This window comes from Corynebacterium matruchotii (assembly GCF_011612265.2).
Classification (GTDB): domain Bacteria; phylum Actinomycetota; class Actinomycetes; order Mycobacteriales; family Mycobacteriaceae; genus Corynebacterium; species Corynebacterium matruchotii.
In genome coordinates this window covers 951099-970914 of sequence record NZ_CP050134.2, presented here as the reverse complement: position 1 = coordinate 970914, position 19816 = coordinate 951099, and the positions used below count along the sequence as shown (strand labels likewise).

15 protein-coding genes are annotated in these 19816 nt (G+C 57.9%); 10 read left to right on the top strand and 5 right to left on the bottom strand.

Going from position 1 to position 19816, the window contains the following annotated elements:
• Positions 1 to 11: 11 nt before the first annotated feature.
• Positions 12 to 2342: a Tex family protein gene (locus tag HBA49_RS04415; protein ID WP_005525744.1), complete on the bottom strand. Its 2331-nt coding sequence runs from the start codon at positions 2340 to 2342 to the stop codon at positions 12 to 14.
• Positions 2343 to 2563: 221 nt separating this feature from the next.
• Between HBA49_RS04415 and HBA49_RS04410 the strand changes: the two genes are divergently transcribed.
• The 8 genes from HBA49_RS04410 (at position 2564) to HBA49_RS04375 (ending at position 13700) form a co-directional block, all read left to right on the top strand.
• Positions 2564 to 4021, top strand: a complete 1458-nt coding sequence (locus HBA49_RS04410) for a DUF3375 domain-containing protein (RefSeq protein ID WP_005520677.1) — start codon at positions 2564 to 2566, stop codon at positions 4019 to 4021.
• A gap of 95 nt (positions 4022 to 4116) precedes the next feature.
• Positions 4117 to 6270, top strand: a complete 2154-nt coding sequence (locus HBA49_RS04405; RefSeq protein WP_005526580.1) for a DUF4194 domain-containing protein — start codon at positions 4117 to 4119, stop codon at positions 6268 to 6270.
• Positions 6267 to 9632, top strand: coding sequence for an ATP-binding protein (locus tag HBA49_RS04400; RefSeq protein ID WP_005526360.1), 3366 nt, complete (start codon positions 6267 to 6269; stop codon positions 9630 to 9632). The genes HBA49_RS04405 and HBA49_RS04400 overlap by 4 nt, the downstream gene beginning before the upstream one ends.
• A gap of 43 nt (positions 9633 to 9675) precedes the next feature.
• Positions 9676 to 10260, top strand: a complete 585-nt coding sequence (locus tag HBA49_RS04395; protein ID WP_005526572.1) for a sugar O-acetyltransferase — start codon at positions 9676 to 9678, stop codon at positions 10258 to 10260.
• Between the two features lie 297 nt (positions 10261 to 10557).
• Positions 10558 to 11418, top strand: coding sequence for a hypothetical protein (locus HBA49_RS12860; protein WP_005526249.1), 861 nt, complete (start codon positions 10558 to 10560; stop codon positions 11416 to 11418).
• Positions 11419 to 11584: 166 nt separating this feature from the next.
• Entirely contained in the window at positions 11585 to 12415 is an 831-nt protein-coding gene (locus HBA49_RS04385; protein ID WP_040431873.1) for a hypothetical protein, read from the top strand.
• Between the two features lie 202 nt (positions 12416 to 12617).
• On the top strand, positions 12618 to 12944 hold the full coding sequence (locus HBA49_RS04380) for a hypothetical protein (RefSeq protein WP_005526008.1): 327 nt from the start codon (positions 12618 to 12620) through the stop codon (positions 12942 to 12944).
• 255 nt (positions 12945 to 13199) lie between these two features.
• Positions 13200 to 13700: a hypothetical protein gene (locus tag HBA49_RS04375; RefSeq protein ID WP_005525625.1), complete on the top strand. Its 501-nt coding sequence runs from the start codon at positions 13200 to 13202 to the stop codon at positions 13698 to 13700.
• A 59-nt stretch (positions 13701 to 13759) separates the two neighbouring features.
• On the opposite strand, the gene trmD is transcribed toward HBA49_RS04375, so the two are convergent.
• Together trmD and rimM are read right to left on the bottom strand one after the other, a co-directional pair.
• Positions 13760 to 14923, bottom strand: coding sequence for a tRNA (guanosine(37)-N1)-methyltransferase TrmD (trmD, locus tag HBA49_RS04370; protein WP_005525765.1), 1164 nt, complete (start codon positions 14921 to 14923; stop codon positions 13760 to 13762).
• A 4-nt stretch (positions 14924 to 14927) separates the two neighbouring features.
• The gene (rimM, locus tag HBA49_RS04365; protein WP_005526483.1) at positions 14928 to 15437 is read right to left on the bottom strand and encodes a ribosome maturation factor RimM; all 510 of its coding nucleotides are present in this window, start codon (positions 15435 to 15437) and stop codon (positions 14928 to 14930) included.
• Between the two features lie 64 nt (positions 15438 to 15501).
• Here rimM and HBA49_RS04360 point away from each other — a divergent pair, with 64 nt between their 5' ends.
• Both HBA49_RS04360 and HBA49_RS04355 read left to right on the top strand, forming a co-directional pair.
• Positions 15502 to 15900 carry a cupin domain-containing protein gene (locus HBA49_RS04360; RefSeq protein ID WP_005526206.1) on the top strand — a complete coding sequence of 133 codons (399 nt, stop codon included), beginning with the start codon at positions 15502 to 15504 and terminating at the stop codon, positions 15898 to 15900.
• Between the two features lie 7 nt (positions 15901 to 15907).
• Positions 15908 to 16321, top strand: coding sequence for a nuclear transport factor 2 family protein (locus HBA49_RS04355; protein WP_040431874.1), 414 nt, complete (start codon positions 15908 to 15910; stop codon positions 16319 to 16321).
• A gap of 87 nt (positions 16322 to 16408) precedes the next feature.
• Here the strand turns inward: HBA49_RS04355 and rpsP are convergent, their stop codons facing one another.
• Positions 16409 to 16858, bottom strand: a complete 450-nt coding sequence (rpsP, locus tag HBA49_RS04350; RefSeq protein WP_005521943.1) for a 30S ribosomal protein S16 — start codon at positions 16856 to 16858, stop codon at positions 16409 to 16411.
• A 169-nt stretch (positions 16859 to 17027) separates the two neighbouring features.
• Positions 17028 to 19787, bottom strand: coding sequence for a cation-translocating P-type ATPase (locus HBA49_RS04345; RefSeq protein WP_005525587.1), 2760 nt, complete (start codon positions 19785 to 19787; stop codon positions 17028 to 17030).
• Positions 19788 to 19816 lie beyond the last annotated feature (29 nt).

Genomic DNA, 19816 nt, shown 5'->3' with positions numbered 1-19816 from the left:
TATGAAGTGGCTTACCGCCCGAAGCCGGCCTTCTTCAGGGCGTCGGCCATGGCGCCTTGCGGGGCAGCTTTATTGCCGCCCCGACGATCGCCACGGCGGTCACCCTGACGATCGGTGCGGCGACGACCGTGCCCACTCCCCCGCTGGTCGCCGCTGCGTTTCCGGGTGGCGGGTTGGCCGGGTTCGTCGTCAAGCCGCATGGAGAGGCCGATGCGGTGGCGTTCCACATCAACATCCATGACTTTCACTTTCACCACCTGCCCGGAGCGAACAATGTCGTGCGGGTCGGACACGTACTTGTTGGCCAGGGCGGACACATGCACCAGGCCGTCGTGGTGCACCCCCACGTCGACGAACGCGCCGAATGCGGCCACATTGGTGACGGTTCCCTCCAGGATCATGCCGGGGGTGAGGTCGGAGAGCTTTTCGACGCCTTCCTTGAAGGTGGCGGTGGTGAATTCGGGACGGGGGTCGCGCCCGGGTTTGTCCAGTTCGGCGAGAATGTCGGTGACGGTGGGGATGCCGAAGGTGTCGTCGGCAAAGTCCGTGGGCTTGAGCCGGGACAGGACCGCGGTGTTGCCGATCAGGTCGGCCACGCCCAGGCCGGTGGATTCGGCGATGCGGCGCACCACCGGGTAGGCCTCGGGGTGGACCGCGGAAGCGTCGAGCGGGTCGCTGCCGCCGGTGATGCGGAGGAACCCAGCGCACTGTTCGAAGGCCTTTGGTCCCAGGCGGGGCACATGTTTCAGGCCGGCCCGGTTGGCGAACACCCCATTAGTGTCCCGGTAGGTGACAATGTTGTGGGCGATGGTGTTGGTGATGCCGGCAACCCGGGCCAGGAGGGGCACGGAGGCGGTGTTGAGGTCCACACCCACGGCGTTGACGGCGTCTTCGACCACGGCATCGAGGGTTTTCGCCAGGGCGGTTTGGTTCACGTCGTGCTGGTATTGGCCCACCCCAATGGCCTTGGGGTCGATTTTCACCAGCTCGGCGAGGGGGTCTTGGAGGCGGCGGGCGATAGAGACCGCACCCCGGAGAGACACATCCATGTCGGGGAATTCGGCGGCCGCGATCTCGGATGCGGAGTACACGGAGGCCCCGGATTCGCTGACCACGACGGGCGTGGGTCGGGTGCCGCCGGCCTTGGCAATGAGGTTGGCGACCTCGCCGGCGAGCTTTTCGGTTTCCCGACTGGCGGTACCATTGCCAATGGCGATGAGGTCCACATGGTGGGTGGCGCATTCGTGGGCGAGAGCCTGCACCGCATGAGACCACTGGTTTTGGGGCTGGTGGGGGTACACGATAAGGGTGCTGAGCACCTTGCCGGTGCCGTCGACCGTGGCGCACTTGACGCCGTTGCGGTAGCCGGGATCCAACCCCAGGGTGGCGCGTTGGCCGGCGGGGGCGGCGAGCAGCACATCCTTCAAGTTGCGGGCGAAAACTTCGAGGGCGGCCTCCTCGGCGGTTTCCTTCAGCCGCATGCGAATGTCCAGGCCGGAGGAAATATAGAGCTTGGTTTTCCACCCCCACCGGATGGCGTCCGCCAGCCACGAAGACGACGTATCCAGCTCGAACTGGTTGGCGATTATGCCGCAATAATGGTCGTCGTCACCAGCATTGAGATTGAGGTGTAAAACGCCTTCTTTCTCGCCCCGGAACAAAGCGAGAATCCGGTGAGACGGCAGAGAGGTAAAGGGCTCGACGAAGCTGAAATAGTCGGTGAACTTCGCCCCGTCCTGCTCCTTGCCCTGAACGACCTGGCTTTCCATGCTGCCGGTGCTGTACATGGTTTCCCGGAGCTCCCCCACCAGGTTGGCGTCGAGGGCAAACCGGTCGATGAGAATAGCGCGGGCACCGTCGAGGGCCTTCTTGGGGTCCTCAAACCCATCACACACATAGGCTTCGGCCGCCGCCACGGGATCGCCATGGGGTTCGGCGATGAGCCTGTCGAGCAGCGGCTCCAGGCCGGCCTCCCGGGCCGCATCGGCCTTAGTCTTGCGGCGCTTCTTGTAGGGAAGATACAGGTCCTCCAGGCGGGCCTTAGTGTCGCAGGCCAGAATGAGGGCCTTCAGGTCGTCGGTGAGCTTGCCCTGCTCCTCGATGGCGGCCAGAATGGTTTGCTTCCGGTCCGCCAGCTCAGTGAGATACGTGGCACGCTCCTCAATGGTGCGCAGTTGGGTGTCATCAAGACCACCGGTGGCTTCTTTCCGATACCTGGCAATGAAGGGGACGGTGTTTCCCTCGGCGATAAGCCCAAGGGCCGCAAGAACATTGGCTTCGGGTACGTGTAATTCGGTGGCAATATGCGCGGCAATGTGGGGTGCGGTACTCGCTGAACTCATTGCTCGAAGTTTAGTAGATGTTCGACCACCATGGCGGCAGGCGGTATCGTGCCGGAGGTTGACGTCGTCAAGCTTGGCGTGAAGCTTAAGCGGTGGAAAGATGTGGCGGAAAAGACTTTAGGTATTATTTCACTAAGTCACAGTTGTTCACCGTTGTGCTTTCACATTCAATTGGGGGATTTTAAGACAGAAATCCCACAAATCATGGCACTATGTAAACCATGAGCATTGTTGCGCGTACTATCAGCAATCGTCGTTTAGAAGAAAAATCAGCAATCCTTAAGCTGCTTCGTAGCCCACTTATGCCCGTTGTACTGGGGTTTGTTGCTGAACACTTTCCTCCTAGCACGAAGGCCCGGTCGGCCATTGAAATCTATGACCTCCTCGATGCCGACCTCAAAATGCTTCGCGCAGAAGGCTTGGAATTACCGCACGACCCCCAAACCTACATTACAGACTGGGTAAAGGCCGGCTGGCTGGTACGCCGCCCCGGCAATGCAGTCACGGGGGAAACCATCGAGCCCAGCGCGACCACGCTCAACGCCCTAGACTCGGTAGAGAGCTGGCAGCACCCACATTCGGCGGTGTCGGCGGCCCGAATCCATTCGATCGCGGACTCGTTGGAAAACCTCTCGCGGGAATCCGACCCGGACATCAACACCCGATTGGCGCAGTTGGCGGAGGAAAAAGAGGCGTTGGAGCAACTCATAGCCGACACCGAACGGGGGTATTTTGAGGTGCTGTCGGCGGACCAAATCTCCGAACGGGTCCTCGACGTGCTGGAGTTGGCGGGCACGATCCCCGCCGATTTCGCCCAGGTGCGCACCGAGCTGGAAGAAATCAACCGCACGCTGCGGCGCCAGCTGTTAGAGCCGGAAGATAGCCGCGGGCAGATTTTGGACGATATTTTCCGCGGGGTGGACGTCATCGCCGAATCCGATGCGGGCCGTAGATTCCGCGACTTTTATACCGCACTGTTAGAGCACAAAAAATCGACGCCTATCGACGAGTGGATCACCAACATCCTCAACCGGGAAAGCGCCAAAGACCTCGACGCCACCATTGCCGACCATCTTCGCAGGCTCTTCCAAGACCTGGAGTCGGAGGGCTACCAGGTGAACATGCTCATGACGGAACTCTCCCGATCGCTCCGCGACTATGTGCGCACCCAAGACTTCACTGAAAACCGCCGCATGCTTGAACTGCTCCGCGAAACCCGGGCGCTGGCGGGACGCACCATCGAACACCAACACTTGGGTCCCCTGGTGCAGCTACATACCCCACTGACGCAGATCGGCATGAACATTCATTCCATCGACTCCCTGGAAATGAAGAACCTGGGCGAAGAAATGGTCGAAACCCTGCCCGTGCCGCTCGAAGAAGCCCACATTGATACCGAAGCTTTGTTCGAATCGGTGCGTGCCAGCGAGATTGATTTCGAAGAGCTACGCAGCCATATCACCGGCAGTGTGGATAAACGCGGCCAGGCTACCATCGGTGATGTGTTACAGGATTATCCGGCAACTCAAGGTTTAGCCAGCGTTGTTGGGCTATTGTATTTTGCCATGGCCAATGGTATCGCCTTGGAATCGTTGGAAACCGTCACCTGGGATGATAACGGCACCCCCATGCAAGCGGTCATCACCGGTTGGTTGTTCACCCACGACAATAATCTCTAACCTTAATCGAGGAAACCAGCAATAATTACAACCGGTTATTATGCGCAGCACACCACTCACCCAGACCAGCACCCGACCACAGAAAACACGGCACTATGACTAACAACACTCCCATAAACCACAACGACCAGAACGAGGAAGGCGAAGGCAAACACCGCAACTCTGGGGAACACAACTCCTTCCCGTTCATTGCCCCACGAGAAATCGAATCCCCCGCCCCCACACGTCACCGGGCGGAATTGGCGTACACAGACCGGTATTTCGGGGGAAGAAACGCCACCGGCCGTAATGATGCGGGCATAGTCAAGGCAGACATAGTGGAGGCGGAAATCATCGACGCCGAGGTACTCGACGTGCAATTCGACGACGACACCGACGCACCCCAAACCACCCATGGGTCGCGCCGGGCGTTGCATTACTCCGCCCACTCCCCTGCCGACGCTGATGTCGACACCGCCGATACTGCTGATGCCGCAGGTAACGTTGTTGACGATGCCGAGGTAGAGACCACGGCGGAATCCGAACCGGGCCGCACTGTTACGGCGCCGGAATCGCCCGCAGGTCGACGTTTCACCGGGGCCGGAGCTACCGAGGCATCGGAACCACAACTTGAAGTGTCGCCTGAGGAAACCTCGGATGATGCGGCGGCTGCCGATAAGCCGTGGGACCGGGCGGCACAACCCGATGCCCACCGCACCACCTCCGAGGTTGATGCTCACACCGACACCGACGATGACCTGGATCAGGAGGCTGCTGCGACCGACCCGGAGGGTAGCCCCGCCACCCTGCCGACGACAGATGCCGGCGAGAATACCGCACCCACCACCGGGTTGCGGAATCCCGGGTATGCCGGATTTGCCGGGGCAGGCCTTGAAAACCGGACGACTGACGAATATGCCGTCGATGGTGACACCGATGATGCCGGCGAATTGACCGACAACGACGACCCCCACGGTGAGTCAGATCATGGCGATTTGGGTGTCGACACCACCATTCCAGTCCGGGAAGCCCGCCACACTCCCCTGGAGATCCAAGAGGAGGCCCGAAAATTGGTGAACTCCATCAATGCCGCCGCCTCGTATGAAGACTTCGACGCCTACCCAACCCAAGGTGACAATCCCCAAGAAGAATTCCTCGATGATGACGCGGCTGACCTGAGCGACGAAGACATAGTCGATGAGGTCCTCACCAGCGCCGACGCCACCGCCCCCACAACAGAGCCTGAAGCTGCCGAAGTTGCCGAAGATGTCACGGAGGCAGAGGAGTCACAGGCCAGCGAGCCAGCTTCGGCAGCGGTATCCGCGGTGGCGGAAACGCTAGCGGAAGCCAACGACGAGCCCGAGGATCTGACCCACACAAACCTGGCCGAGGAATCCGAAGAATCCGAGGAGGAAGAGGCGGAGACAGCTGAGGCGCCGACGGAAACGCCTGTGGAAGTTGACGACAAGCCCGAACCTGGCCAACCAACGCCGGAGCAACCCGCCACGCTCGTGACTCCCCCGGCCCAGCCCGCTGCCCCGACCGCAGCCCACGCCACCGCAAGCGCAGTAACCACAAACGCCGCCCCCGTCGAAACCGAAGATACTTTCGATTGGATGGAGGACGATTATGTCCACACCAGCATTGGCGGCGACAACCTGTGGGACTCCGACGCCGGCACGCTCAGCTTCGACTCCCGGCGCGCCCTCGTCCAGCTGCTCCAGGGACCCCTTGTGCGGGCCGAACAGCATCCCCCCATTTGGAAGGCCATCCTGAGTGACGAAACCGCACTACGGCAGCGCCTGGCCGACATGTTCCTCGATCTTGTCGTTGACGAGGATGCCGGCATTGCGTTTACCCGCATCGCCAACTCCGGCAACCCCATTCGGGTGGGCAAGGAGCATTATGTGGACATGCCCCACGTCCTGCGGGTGAAAACCCTCACCATTATCGACACGATTGTGCTGCTGGATCTCCGCACCCGGCTGGGGCTGGCGGTACCGGGCGAACGGGTCATTGTTGACCAGGAAGAACTGCGGGAAAATGCGTCACAATTCCGCGCATTGGACGACCGGGATGAGGCGACTTTTAATCGGCGGTTTGATGCATCTTTAGACCGGATGCGCCGCGACTATAGTTTGCTGGGGGACACCGAAACCGAGGGTCGCTATGAAGTGTCACCAGCACTCAAACATATTTTCGACGCCCAGACAGTGGCGGGAATCAAAGCAGAGTTCGAAGAGCTCTTAGCCAGGGAGGAATCCAAGTGATAACGCAACCAACATACGATCGAGAAATAGTTCACGCCGATCAATGGCGGTTATCCCGGATTCAATTAGTGAACTGGGGCACGTTTGACGGCATTGTGGATATCCCGGTGTCGCGTCGGGGATTCCTCGTCACCGGTGGTTCTGGTAGTGGTAAGTCCACGCTCATTGACGCGATTTCGGCGGTGTTGGTGCCGTCGGATCGGCTGCGGTTTAATGCGGCGGCCCAGCACGAGGCGCGCCGCGGCAAGGGCAGAGACCTGGTGTCGTATATTCGGGGCGCGTGGCGGACCACGGAGGACCCGGATTTGGGCATGGTGGTGGCGCAGTACCTGCGACCCAAGGCGACGTTTTCGATTATTGTGCTCACCTATTCAAATGGGATGGGCTTGTGCCGCAGCCTCACCGGCCTGTTTTATTTGAAGTCGGGTGATAATAATCCGGCGAATGTGGTGCGGCTGTTTGGGGTGTTCCCTGAGCAGGTTGTTGAGGCCCAGGCGTTTATTCCGTTTTTGGCGAAGGGCCTGGATAAGCGGGGTATTAAAAAGGAATTTTCTTCCGCAAGTTTTTTCGAGGATCACGCGCCGTTTGCGGAAATGTTCCGGCCACTATTGGGGATTTCCAGCATGGAGGCCCAGCTGCTGCTGCAACGCACCCAGTCAGCGAAATCGTTGGATAACTTGGATCATTTATTCCGGGAGTTCATGTTGGTGGAGCCGGACACGTTCGCGTATGCGCGGACCGCGGTGGAACAGTTCGCCGACTTGGAGTCCGCATACGAGCGGGTGCAGGATGTGAAGGCGCAGGTTGAGGCGCTGAGTCCCCTGGAGCAATTGCACAAGCAGGTGCTGACGGCGCAAGCGGAGATTGCCTCCACCACATCGTTGCAGCGGGCGCTGCCGTCGGTGGCGAATCAGCTGAAGATTGCGGAGTTGGAGGACGCGCAGGTTGCTGCGGAGATCACCCTGGAGCAGGCGCAGGTCGCCAACACGAAGGCGACGGAAAAATACCGGTATGCGCTGGAGGAGTTTTCCCAGGCCAACCAGGCGATGAATAGTGCCGATGGGGGCCGGGTGGAGAACCTGCAAATGCTGGTGGGCCACCATAAGCAGCAGCTGGCGGAGCGCCGCAAGGCGTATGCGAACCTGCAGAAACGCATCGAGTCGCATGGTGGGGTGATGCCCACGACGGTGTCGGAGTTTAACGACCTGATTAATTCGGCGAAGGTGAGCATTGCGGAGCACCCGGCGAATATGGAGCGGCTGAATCGGGACTTGGCGCAGTCGTTCGTGAGTTTGGACCAGGCCACCAATGAGGTGTCCACGTTGCAGCAGGAGTTGGAGGTTGTCGCCGCCAATAACAGCAATATTGATGCGAGGTTTTTGGCCCGCCGGGAGGCGATCTGTGACGAGTTCAATATTAAGGAATCCGAACTCCCGTTCGCCGGTGAATTGATCGATATTGTGCCGTCCGAAAGCGAGTGGGAGCCGGTGATTCAACGGTTGTTGGCGGATTTCGCCCACGAGCTTTTGGTGCCGGTCCGGTATTATCCGGCGGTGCAAAACTACATTAACCGCACCCATTGGGGCGTGAGGCTCCGGTTTAGCAGCATTGATTCGTCCCATAGTTATCCGAATCCGCGGGTGCACCCGCAGAGCCTGGTTCGTAAGGTTGACGTGGTTGACCACGAGTTTAGCGCCTGGGTGAGCCACGAGCTTGCCACCCGCTACAGCTATGTGTGCGTAAATAATCCGGGTGATTTGGATCGGCTCGACCCACACGAAAAGGGTGTGACGCGCAGTGGTTTGGTGCGGCAAGCTTTTCGACGTTCGGATCCGACAAGCCGGCTACAGAAAAACGATGTGCACGCCCTAGGAGACCGAGTCTACTACCGACTGGGATCGAACAATCAAGCGAAAGTGGAGTTGCTGCGGAAGCATTTGTCGGATGCGCAAACCACCCTGAAGGCCCGGCAGAACGAGAATCAGCTGATTCATTCCCGCATCGCCCAGGAGAACGCCCAGGTGCAGTTCGCACTCAGCATTGTGGACGAGGAGTGGGAGAACCTCGACACCGCGATCATTGACGAGCACATCGAATCCCTCAACCAGCAGTTGGAGCAGTTGACGGAAAACCCGGATGTGAAGACGCTCACGGAGAACGCACAGCAGGCGGAGCAGAAACTGCAGGACGCCCAGGAGCAAATGCAGTTGTGTAACCGTAATGTGGGTGCGGCGCAGCACACCCTGGATGGGATTCAAGCATCCCTGGCGGAGGCGAACGCCGAGGCCACGATTGATGTGGATGATGCCACGTTCACCACGGTGCATAAGCTGTTCCTACGGCATACCCGCCGGGTGACGTCGAAGAATGTGGACAAGCTGATGACCATTTTGACGAATGAGTTTTCGGCGAACCTCAAGAAGAATAATGAGACGTTAAACACGGCGAATAATAAGATCACTATCCGGTTGACGTCGTATATTGAGCGGTGGCCGGCGGAGCGGGCCGACCTGGAGGCCACGCCGGACTTCATCACCGAGGCGTTAGCGAAACTGCAGCAGCTCAAGGGTGAGCGGTTAGCGGAGTTCACGAACCAGTTCCGGGCGCTCATTAATGACATGTCGACCCGGAATTTGGCGGACATTTCCCACCGGCTGCGGCAAGCGCAGAACGAGATTCGGGAGCGGATCGCCCCGGTGAATCATTCGCTCGCCAGTTCGGAGTTTTCGGAGGGCCGGTTCCTGCGCATTGATGTGCGGGATGCCCGCGGCGAGGTGGTGACCACATTCCAACGCCAGCTTGATGAGGCTGTCAGCGGCGGCATGAACGAGCAAAACGATGCCGAGGCGGAGCAGCGCTACCACAACATTGCCACGCTAATTAAGCGCCTGGGATCGAAGGAAGCGGGCGATGTGCGCTGGCAGAAAGCCGTGCTTGATACGCGTCGGCACGTGAGTTTCGTCGGTGTCGAGGTGGATGAGGACGGCACAGTGCTCAACACCTATGTGGACTCGTCGGTGCTGTCCGGCGGGCAGGCCCAAAAGCTGGTGTTCTTCTGCCTGGCTGCCGCCCTGCGCTACCAGTTGGCCAAGCCGGACGCCCAATACCCCAGCTACGCCACGGTGGTGCTCGATGAGGCGTTCGACCGGGCGGACCCCACCTACACGCAGCGGGCCATGAACGTGTTTGATGCGTTCGGGTTCCACATGATTTTGGCAACCCCCCTGAAGCTGATCCAGACGCTCAGCCAATATGTGGGGAACACGGTGGTGGTGAGCTACGACGAGTCCCCGAACGAGTTGGGTCAGGTGCGGGGCCGGTCGTCGATTTCCCGCATTGATTTCGGTAAGGCTACCGGCTAGGTTTCCGCTTGACGACGCCCCAAGGTGGGTACACTGGGGCGTCATGCATGAGAAAACCGATCTCCCCCAGCCCGGGGTGTGGCACATTCCCGGCTCGGGCCAAACCAAGATCACCATAGATTTGGTGCACGAATATAATAAGATCACCCCCTCGGACCGGGGCGCCCTGGACCGGTTGTTGCGGCGGATTATTCACCCGGCGAGCGGGCCATGCCGAGTGCAGCCCCCTATGATGATTGAATACGGGGTGAACACCACCATTGGGCCGAACACGTTCATTAATTTTGGGGTCACCATCCTGGACACCACCACAGTCACCATTGGTGAGTGGGTGCAGATTGGGCCGAACTGTAACCTGATTACGGTCACCCACCCGGTGGATGATTACGAGATGCGCCGGGAGGGTTGGGAGATTGCCCACCCGATTACGATCGGCAATGGTGTGTGGCTTGGGGCTAACGTCACGGTGCTGCCCGGGGTGACCATTGGGGATAACGCGGTAATCGGGGCAGGCAGCGTGGTAACGAAAGACATTCCCGCCAACGCGATTGCCGTGGGTGTGCCGGCGCGGGTGACCCGGTTTGTCGACCCGCAACGTTCAGAGCGGGACCAGCTTCGGGAGCAATAACCGCCGCCGCGTTTTTCGGGGTATCGGTAAGGAACATGGCTCGGCTTGTCAGATATTTTGTTTCCACAAAGGTGCCCGGATAGCCATCACCTGGGACCAGGATGGACACGTCGGCGGCGACTATTGACGGCAAAGCGTATTCGTCTGGTTTCCGAATTGGGGTTTGTTTGACAAGTTCGGCTGTGATGGTGTGCGGGTGGTAGAGACGCGACCACCATACCCCGAGGAGGACTAATCTCCATACATGCCAGCCCAAACCCCACCAATGAATCCTAATATCTGAGAGGATGGGTTGCTGTGGCTTTTTATGATCGTGTGTTTTCTTCCGAGCTGATTGCGGTGATTCATGCAGCATCAGCCCAGATGGGCCCGTTTGAGTTAACAAGGCAGCTTTTGTATTTCTACATGTCGCAACGGGGGATTTTTGATGACGAAATGTGGGAGTGCGTGCATGAGTTATCGGAATCATCGTTTAGTGATGCCAACTATAGTGATCGGTTAGATCAGTTATATGAGAAGTATGCTCCTGAATTTTATTCGGAAGATAGGGCGATTGACCTTCGGAAAGAACCCGAGCGGTGGAACGAAGCAGACGTAGCGGTGACGGTTGCTGACGGCTTGTCTTATGGGCTACGGGATCCTGTGAGGTATCTCCCGTTTCATATTTGCTATAACGCGAAAGACTATCAGTGGGGATTTGATCAGATCCAGGAAACTATCGAAAACCTCGCTTATGCGTCCAGGTTCCAGCATGGTCTCCCACCGGAGTTGGTGGCCGAAATTGATGCTGCAACCGCGAAATTTGGCCCGTTGGGGTTTACAAAGAAATTCCTTTTCAGCCATTTGCTGGATCATGGGATACGCAGTGGTGAGGTATGGGATTGTGTAGCGGAGTTGTCCGAATCCTCCTACAGGGATTCCTCGTATATCGGCCGGCTTGAACGGTTGTCCGAAAAATATGATGAGGATTATTGCTCGGGCATCGACTACGAGCCAGAACAGCTGAAAACGCTTGTTGCACGCATGTCCATGATAGATGGCATCCTGCGCGACCTCGGCAGCCCAATAGCGGAACTCCCTTATCACGCCTGCTACGCCATGTTGGATTCCCGCTGGGACTTCGACAAGCTGCTCGAAAAAGTGAAAAGTTTGGAATGAGTTTCGAGCAACTGGAATGCGATGCACATCGAAAAGATAGAAGGGATCCTGGCCGTAGTAACATCCAGGCTATTAATTACAGTGCACAGGATAATGTTCGACCAGTTATTCTCAAACATTATTTTTCCAATGGCTAAATGACCTTTATGGTAGAAAGTTGTTGATTATGCGTGTTGGTTTTCCTTCCGAGCTGAATGCTGCTATTGATGCTGGGGTAGCTAAGTATGGCCCAGTAGAATTAGCGAAGCGGTTTATGTTTCACTATATGCGGAAAAATGGTGTGACTTATGGTGACGCTTGGCAGTGTGTAATAGAGTTGTCGGAATCTTCTTTCGAGGATCCTACATATATTCGTAAGGTTGAGCAGTTTTATGCGAAGTACGCGGAAATCATGGACGAAGAGTCAGCAGCTACCGTAGAGGAGGACATCAGGTTCACGGCAAAGAACGATGTATTAAGTAGTATTGTAAATGGCTCAGAGTTTCCTATTTCACAATTGCCTTATGGTATTTGCAACACTGCGAAAGGGTTTTGTTGGGATTATGAGCGGATACAAAACAGCTTCGCAGAGCTAGACCATGAAACGGGGATACCGGATTTTCACCCGCCGGTAATCACGTTTTCTACCCCTATTGCGTCGTTAGATGATGCCCGTAAAGCCGTGGCCGCCAGGAAGGATTTGGATCGCCCGTTAGCATTATTTGATACGTGGGGGTTTGAGTCGCCTACACAGTTTTTGGTGGTAGCAATACCCTTTCAGGATTATTCAGGAACAGGGGAATACACGGTACCGAATCAACCATTCTATAACTGCATTGTTGATAAAACCGATGGCAAGGCATACACAACCGATCTGAAAAACACAGATATATTCGCGCATTTCGGGAAAAACGGTGTACGGGTAGTGAGCATGACGGGCAAAGATAAGGTTTTATGGCATGAGTGGTCCCGTATGATGCTGGAAATGTTGCCACCGTATCCAGGAGAAAGCTACTAAAATCTATAATCATAGAAATATTGAAGCTTATTCAATGTCCTCAAACATGATTAGTGTTTGTAAGTAAGGAAGACCAAGCTAGATAGCATGTTCTTTCCGATCTTCCACCTGTTGGCGTAGATAGATTTTCCCAACGACTGAATAAGCTTCATTGTTGACTGAATAGTTTGAAGCCAAAATAATCTTCAAGGTAGTGGTAATAATGACTAAACTTTTGTTTCAGCGGGTTGCTGACGAAGCCCGCCCTCCTGCAATATTAGGCCGACCTGGGTGTGGACCACCCGACTATTTCACCGAAGTGCTTCTGCATGATCTAGTAGAATCTGGTGCGTGGCTTGACCTGGAACTCAAAAGGCCGTTTTTAGCGTTATGGGTCAATGATGAGGATTTCGATAATCCTGATGTAGATGACCCCATTGAGATTCTTACCAATGCAGACGCCCACAAATTCGCAGCCATGGACCCAGTGGTTGATTTGGAATCGCTACGAGGAATGCGGGTGTACCATGACAAACCATATTTCCGATGATGAACAGCCCAGTGCTGTGTATGAAGGTTAATGAACTGCTCCATGTTCGTTATAGGTGCTAGCTGATGTGGGAGCGTTTTAAAGCGTATCGAAATTACTAGACGCACACTGTCAAGCCTGCATCTTAGCTCTTACCAGTCGTCTAAGAACAACCAACAGACACCATACCTTCGGAACTCAGAACCACGTTTTCCCATTAATGGAAAGATTCAAAGGATTCTGTTTTGAATAATGATGTTCTAGGATTGGTGACTCATGATGTATTTTACTTCCAATGCCGATATTATCCCCAGCAAGTCGCTGGGCGGGATAACACTACTGGAGCCCGTCTCAAAATATTGGAGTTCCATAGTTCAATGCCAACCCACACGAGAAAAAATACTCTACGAAATGGCCGGCTACCACACAGTCATCTACGAACTCACGGACTACTTCATCGAATTTCGTGTTAACATGTCCTCAGGATTAATTTACCGAATATCCGCACTACCTGGCTATACGGGAAAATTCCACAATAATATCACCATAGGAATGCCCATGGCCGAAGTCCATGACATGAACCTTGGCTTCGAATACAGCGACCTCACCGAAGACTTCTCCTCACCCTTATTCCCCGGACTCCTCCTCGAACCCGACCTAGACGACCCCTGGCCAGAAGAACTCCCCCACGTCAAAGTCGAACGCATCGTAGTATTCGATAGGGAATACATTAATAAAGTCAATGGATCCACCGGGTTAAGCTACATGCCATGGTAGCTTTTCCTAGAGGGTTATCCAGGAAACCAATTCAACTAGTGAGAAACACAATCCCGCCCCTACCCCTGCCAGGCGCAAAAGGCTGTGACCTCGGGGTCCAAGGTTCCCTCCAGGGAGGTCCCATACCAATAGGTCCCCTTCGGCAGGGCTTGGGTCACGGCTTTAGTGGCGTCGACAAGCGGAAGGGCGGTAACCCCATGGATGATGACGCGGTGCAGAATCTCACTCACCGGCGGGTGGCCTTCGGCCTGCTCATACTCGGAAACCAGCATGTTATCCGGCTCGCAGCTTAAATTGATTTCCTCCGCATGGATCGCCGACACCCGATAACCGTTCTTCGAAAGCTTCTTCGGCAACTTGGGGGCAATCTTTTGCCATTCGGACCTAGTGACCAGGATATTCATATCAGTACTGATGGGTCGACCGTGCAGCGTCATGGTGTCATCCTCATCTAAAACCACCCGATCCAGCAACTCGGGGCGAACCTGTTTGGTGCGCAGCAAGGACTGGTCGCGGCGCCACCGGTCGATCCGCTTATGGTCGCCGGAAAATAGCACCTCGGGAACCTCCAGGTCCCGCCACACCCGCGGCTTCGTGTAGCACGGGCCCTCCAACAGGCCATCGGAAAAACTATCCTCCTGGTGGCTGCGCTTATTACCCAACACCCCGGGAATCAACCGCACCACGGCCTCGGCGATCACGAGCACCGCCACTTCCCCACCGATGAGCACATAGTCGCCAATGGACACCTCCCGCACCCGGTAACGCTTCGCCGCATCCTCGATGACCCGCTGGTCGATGCCCTCGTAACGGCCGCAAGCAAACACAATGTGGGGCTCCTTGGCCCAGGCCTGCGCGTCCGCCTGGGTGAACGGGGTGCCGGCGGGCGTGGGCACCAACAGCAACGGCAGGTCCGCGGCATCATCCACCTCGCCGATGTAGGTACGGGTATCACGGTGCAGTGCGGCCGAATCCAACTCTTTCCCGGCAATAGCACCCAAGGCAATATCATCCAACGCGGGACCCCACACCGTGGGTTTCATCACCATGCCGGGGCCACCGCCGCAGGGAGTGTCGTCCACCGACTTATGCGCATCCTGCGCCCAATCCCGCAGGTCATGAACGCCAACGGACAGGATGCCCTGCTCCAATGCCTTCCCCAACAGGGCATGCCGCAGGGGCTCTACATACTCGGGAAAAATCGTAACGATATCAATGCGCATATTCTTATATGTCCAATAATCCGTCCGGCGGAGTGATCGTGCACGTGCCGGCCTCAAGATCGACTTCGGGAACAATGTCAAACACGAACGGCACCAATGCCTGCTTGCCGCCGGCAAGCTCCACCTCCAGAATAGTGCCAGCCGGGCCGGACATCACCCCGGTCACCGTGCCGATCTCCGCACCTTCGTGAATGACCCGCAGCCCCGTCAGGTCATGGTCGTAGAAGCCTTCCTCATCGTCATCAATGTCTAACTGTTCCGCCCAAAACTGGGTGCCGCGCAATGATTCCGCGGCTGTGCGGTCCGGCACCTCGTCGAAGGTCACCAATAATCGCCCCTGGTGGGGGCGGGCGTGGGCCACGGTGAGCGTGTGTTCCCGTTTGCCCTGCTTGCCGTGCAGGACCGTCCCCGGCGCGTAGCGGATGTCCGGTTCGTCGGTGGTGGGGTCGACCACGACTTCCCCCCGTATGCCGTGCGCCTTGATGACGCGCCCAATCATTAGCTCCATGAGCATTGAGCTTAGCAACCGGTCGCCATGGTGAGGAAACCATCGGACAATCTGTTTTACACTAGGTGCCATGACGAATATTCCAGTGAATTCCCCTGAAACCTTTGGCGACGCCGAGCAGTCGGGCACCGCCGCAACGATTGACCTGGTGGCGCAGGCCCCTGAGCCGCAGCCCGGGAAGCAGCGGCCGGCGGTGAAGCGGGTGCTTCAGGGAAATCGGGCGAATCTGATTCTTTTTACGTTTCTGCCCGGCCAGGTGTTGCCGGATCATGAGGCGGCCCACCCGATTTTTGTGCAGGCGATCACGGGGCGTGTGACGTTTACGGTTGGGGATGAGGTGACCACGTTGACGCCGGGCACGATTATGCATGTGGATCAGCATGTGCGGCATCGGGTGGATTGCCCGGAGGATGCGGACCCGGCGGGCAGCGTGTTTCTGCTCACCATGTTGACTGGCGAGGACCGTTAGGTCACCCATGGTCGACCTGGATCGGATTCCTCCCAAGATAGCCGCATTTGTTGATGCGGTGAATGCGCAGGACATGGCGGGGATCGTTGAGTGTTTTCATCCTGATGCTCGGCTCACCAGTGTCCCGTATTATGGTGAGGGTTTGGCGACGGTTCGGTATTGGGCCAATTGTCTCGTCAATGGGAGGATGACGATCCGCAACTATTTTTATGCTTGCGGGTCTCATAACCTGAATCTGTGGCTGGAGTTTCACCCGCCCGGGAAGGTTCGGGCCACAAGGGTGATGTATTGTTTCGAGTTGGCTGATGATGGCCGCATCGCGGTGCTTCATAGCAATGCGTTAATGATCTCTTTGGAAATAGATAACAGGTTTTCCAGCATGTTTTCGCTGCGGTGTGCCCAAGGGAAGCGGCATAGTTGAGCCGCCCCCGTTGGAACCGACGTCGAAAAGCCCCCGCTTGATAGTGGACGGGGGCTTGTGCGCTCAAACTAAAGCGTGTCGATAAGGTTATTCGGAGGCTTCTTCGGCTGCGGCGATTTCGGCGGCGGCCTTCACTGCCTTTTCTTCCTTCGACTTGCGGGCCTTTTCTACCACGTCTTGGAGGCTGGGGCCTTCGTTGGCCTCGGCCAGTGCCTTGTTGAAGAGTTCTTGCTTGGAGGGCTTTTCCGGGGCGACCCGGAGTTTACCTTCGGCACCGGGCAGGCCCTTGAACTTCTGCCAGTCGCCGGTGATCTTCAGCAGTGCCAGTACCGGGTCGGTCGGCTGTGCGCCCACGCCCAACCAGTATTGGGCCCGCTCGGAGTCGATGCGGATCAGCGAGGGGTTTTCTTTGGGCTGGTAGATGCCGATGTTTTCGATGACCTTGCCGTCGCGGCGGGTGCGGGCGTCGGCGATCACGACACGGTATTGGGGGTTGCGGATTTTGCCTAGCCGCTGGAGTTTAATTTTGACTGCCATAATGGTTCCTTTATGTCACTGGGTAGTACAGGCGCCGCACGGGTTGCGCGGCCGGTTCAGCCCTTTTGGGTTTTATCTGCGATGTGACAGACCGGCTGACCGGGGTCAGGGGCGGTGTAATCGCAGGAACCTGAACACTGTATGCTATTTTCACTGTCCGCGTCAACTTTTATGCGCTTTGCGACGCCGCGGCCGGGGCGGTGTCTGCGACCGGTTTTGCCAGTTGGCGGCGCACCAGCTTCGATAGTTCTTCCGCCCACAGCACGATGGATGCCATGCCGATGGCAACCGCCCAGTGGAGTGGGTCGAGTGCCGTGGTACCGAATGCTGTTTGGAGGAATGGCACGTGCACCACCATGATTTGCAGCACCACACCCAACCCGATGGCGTACCACAGCCACCGGTTGCTGGTCATGTGGTGGAATGCGCTTTGGGTTTCGGAGCGGGAGTTGAGGGCGTTGAAGAGTTGGGCCAGCACGAGCGTGGTGAATCCCACGGTCCGGGCGGTGTCCAAGCTGTCCGAGCCGGCTATTAGACCGCCCGGATAGAACATGTCGATGCTGAGCAGGGTGACCAGGCCCATGATGACCCCGATGTAGATGACTCGCCACCACATGGCTTTGTTGATGATCCGGTCGGCCATGTTGCGGGGTGGGCGGTTCATGACGGATTCGTCGGTGGGGTCCACGCCCATTGCGAGGGCCGGGCCGGAGTCGGTGATGAGGTTGATCCACAAAATTTGGGTTGCCAGTAGCGGCAGCACTACCCCACCTTCGCCGGTGGTGAGCCCCAGCAGGGCGGCCAGTACTACCCCACCGAACACGGTGGCGACTTCACCCATGTTCGAACTCAATAGGTACCGCAAGAATTTTCGAATGTTGTCGAAGGTGGCGCGGCCCTGTTCCACCGCGGACACGATGGTGGCGTAGTTGTCGTCGGTGAGGATCATGGTGGCGGCTTCTTTTGTCACCTCCGTGCCGGTGATGCCCATGGCCACCCCAATGTCGGCGCTTTTCAGCGCGGGGGCGTCGTTCACTCCGTCGCCGGTCATGGACACAATATTGCCCTCGTCTTGCAGGGCGTCCACGATCCGTAGTTTGTGGGCGGGCGCCACCCGGGCGTACACGTTGGTGGTGGCTACTGCCGCCCGGAATTCTTCCTCGCTCATGGCGTCGATCTCCCGGCCGGTGACGGCCTTCCCCACGCTGGTCCCCCCGGTGTCGCCCGCGGCCATGCTGCCGCCGGGTCCGGCATCAATGCCCAGGCTGTGGGCGATGCTGGCCGCCGTCACCGGGTGGTCGCCGGTAATCATGATGGTGCGGATCCCCGCCCGATGGGCCTCGGCGATGGCGTCCCGGGCTTCGCTGCGCGGCGGGTCCATGATCCCCGCCACCCCCAGGAACGTCAGGTTTTCTTCCGCCGGATCGTTGCCGTCGCGGCGGGCTACCCCGAGGGTGCGGAAGCCCTGGGCGGACAGCCCGGTGATGGTCTCCTGGATGCTGGTGCGCCGCTCGTCGGTGAGTGGTTCCGCCGCTCCCCCACGCAGTTCGGTGGTGCACAGTTCGAGCAGGATGTCCGGTGCGCCCTTCGCATACAGGCGGTCTGTCGTGGTGACGGACATCATTTTCCGCTCCGAGGAGAACGGGTTTTCGCTCACCCGTTCGTCCCTTCCGGGGGTGTTTTCGGCGACGTCCGCACCAAACTTGGGGAGGGCCACGAGGAAGGCCGCCTCGGTGGGGTCGCCCACGATCTCCCAGGTGCCGTCCTCGGCGCGGTCGAGCTGGGCGTTATTGGCGACCGCGCCGGCCATCACCGCCTGGCAGGCCTCGTCGCGGGCCACGTCACTGGTGGTGTCCGTGACCGTGCCGGTGGGATCATAGCCGGCCCCGCCAAGCAGCGTGGTGCCGGAGGCCGTGACCACCCGCTGCAACGTCATTTCGTTCTTGGTGAGAGTACCGGTCTTATCGGAACAAATCACGCTGGCCGACCCCAGGGTCTCCACCGAGGGCAGGTTCTTCATCACCGCATTATGTTTGGCAAGCTTCTGCACCCCAATGGCCAGCACCAGCGACAGGATTGCCGGCAGCCCCTCGGGGACGGCGGCAACAGCCAGGGATACACCCAGGATGAGGATCTGCACCATTTCCTCCGGGGTGCGCGCCCCATTAATGAGGATCAGTGCCGCCATGACCACAATGGCGATCCCCACCACCAGCAGGCCAAGCATTTTCGACACTTCGGTGATTTCCTTATTGAGCGGGGTTTGGTCCTGCTCGGTATCCGCCAGCATGGTGGCGATGGAACCCATTTGCGTGTCCATGCCGGTGTGCTGCACCTCGGCGACCCCCACGCCGCGCACCACCGCGGTGCCCTTAAACACGGTGTTGGTGCGCTCCCCCAGGGGCGCGTCGTCGGCCACCGGCTCGGGGGTTTTATGGACGGCCTCGGATTCGCCGGTGAGCGCCGCCTCCTGAATATACAGGTCGGTGGCCTCAATGAGGGTTGCGTCCGCGCCCACGGCGTCGCCCTCGGCCAGGAGAAGCACGTCGCCGGGAACCAGGTTATGGGAGGGGATGGTTTGTTGTTTACCGTCACGCATCACGGTGGAATTCGCGGCGGTCATTTTCGCCAAAGCAGCCACCGCGTCGGCGGCTTTCGCCTCCTGGGTGTACCCCAAAATAGCGTTAGCGATCACGATGATGGCGATGACAATAACATCAATGGGCGCGCCAGTGGCCCCCTCCACGATCCAGGCACCCAGGGAAATTCCCATGGCGATAAACAGCAGGTAGACGAGGGGGTCTTGGAATTGGCGGAGAAATTTACGCCACTGCGGCTCGGTTTTTTGCGCGCGTAGCTGATTGGGCCCGAAGCGCTCCAGCCGGTCGGCAGCCTCGGCGGAGGTGAGCCCGGTTAGGTGTGTGCTCATACAGGCCTTTTTACACTAAAAAGCTTTTC

Excerpts from the sequence above, each read along its gene's own strand:
- HBA49_RS04415 (WP_005525744.1), bottom strand. The coding sequence starts at position 2,342 with ATGAGTTCAGCGAGTACCGCACCCCACATTGCCGCGCATATTGCCACC.
- HBA49_RS04410 (WP_005520677.1), top strand. The coding sequence starts at position 2,564 with ATGAGCATTGTTGCGCGTACTATCAGCAATCGTCGTTTAGAAGAAAAA.
- HBA49_RS04405 (WP_005526580.1), top strand. The coding sequence starts at position 4,117 with ATGACTAACAACACTCCCATAAACCACAACGACCAGAACGAGGAAGGC.
- HBA49_RS04395 (WP_005526572.1), top strand. The coding sequence starts at position 9,676 with ATGCATGAGAAAACCGATCTCCCCCAGCCCGGGGTGTGGCACATTCCC.
- HBA49_RS04385 (WP_040431873.1), top strand. The coding sequence starts at position 11,585 with ATGCGTGTTGGTTTTCCTTCCGAGCTGAATGCTGCTATTGATGCTGGG.
- HBA49_RS04380 (WP_005526008.1), top strand. The coding sequence starts at position 12,618 with ATGACTAAACTTTTGTTTCAGCGGGTTGCTGACGAAGCCCGCCCTCCT.
- HBA49_RS04375 (WP_005525625.1), top strand. The coding sequence starts at position 13,200 with ATGATGTATTTTACTTCCAATGCCGATATTATCCCCAGCAAGTCGCTG.
- trmD (WP_005525765.1), bottom strand. The coding sequence starts at position 14,923 with ATGCGCATTGATATCGTTACGATTTTTCCCGAGTATGTAGAGCCCCTG.
- rimM (WP_005526483.1), bottom strand. The coding sequence starts at position 15,437 with ATGCTCATGGAGCTAATGATTGGGCGCGTCATCAAGGCGCACGGCATA.
- HBA49_RS04360 (WP_005526206.1), top strand. The coding sequence starts at position 15,502 with ATGACGAATATTCCAGTGAATTCCCCTGAAACCTTTGGCGACGCCGAG.
- HBA49_RS04355 (WP_040431874.1), top strand. The coding sequence starts at position 15,908 with ATGGTCGACCTGGATCGGATTCCTCCCAAGATAGCCGCATTTGTTGAT.
- rpsP (WP_005521943.1), bottom strand. The coding sequence starts at position 16,858 with ATGGCAGTCAAAATTAAACTCCAGCGGCTAGGCAAAATCCGCAACCCC.
- HBA49_RS04345 (WP_005525587.1), bottom strand. The coding sequence starts at position 19,787 with ATGAGCACACACCTAACCGGGCTCACCTCCGCCGAGGCTGCCGACCGG.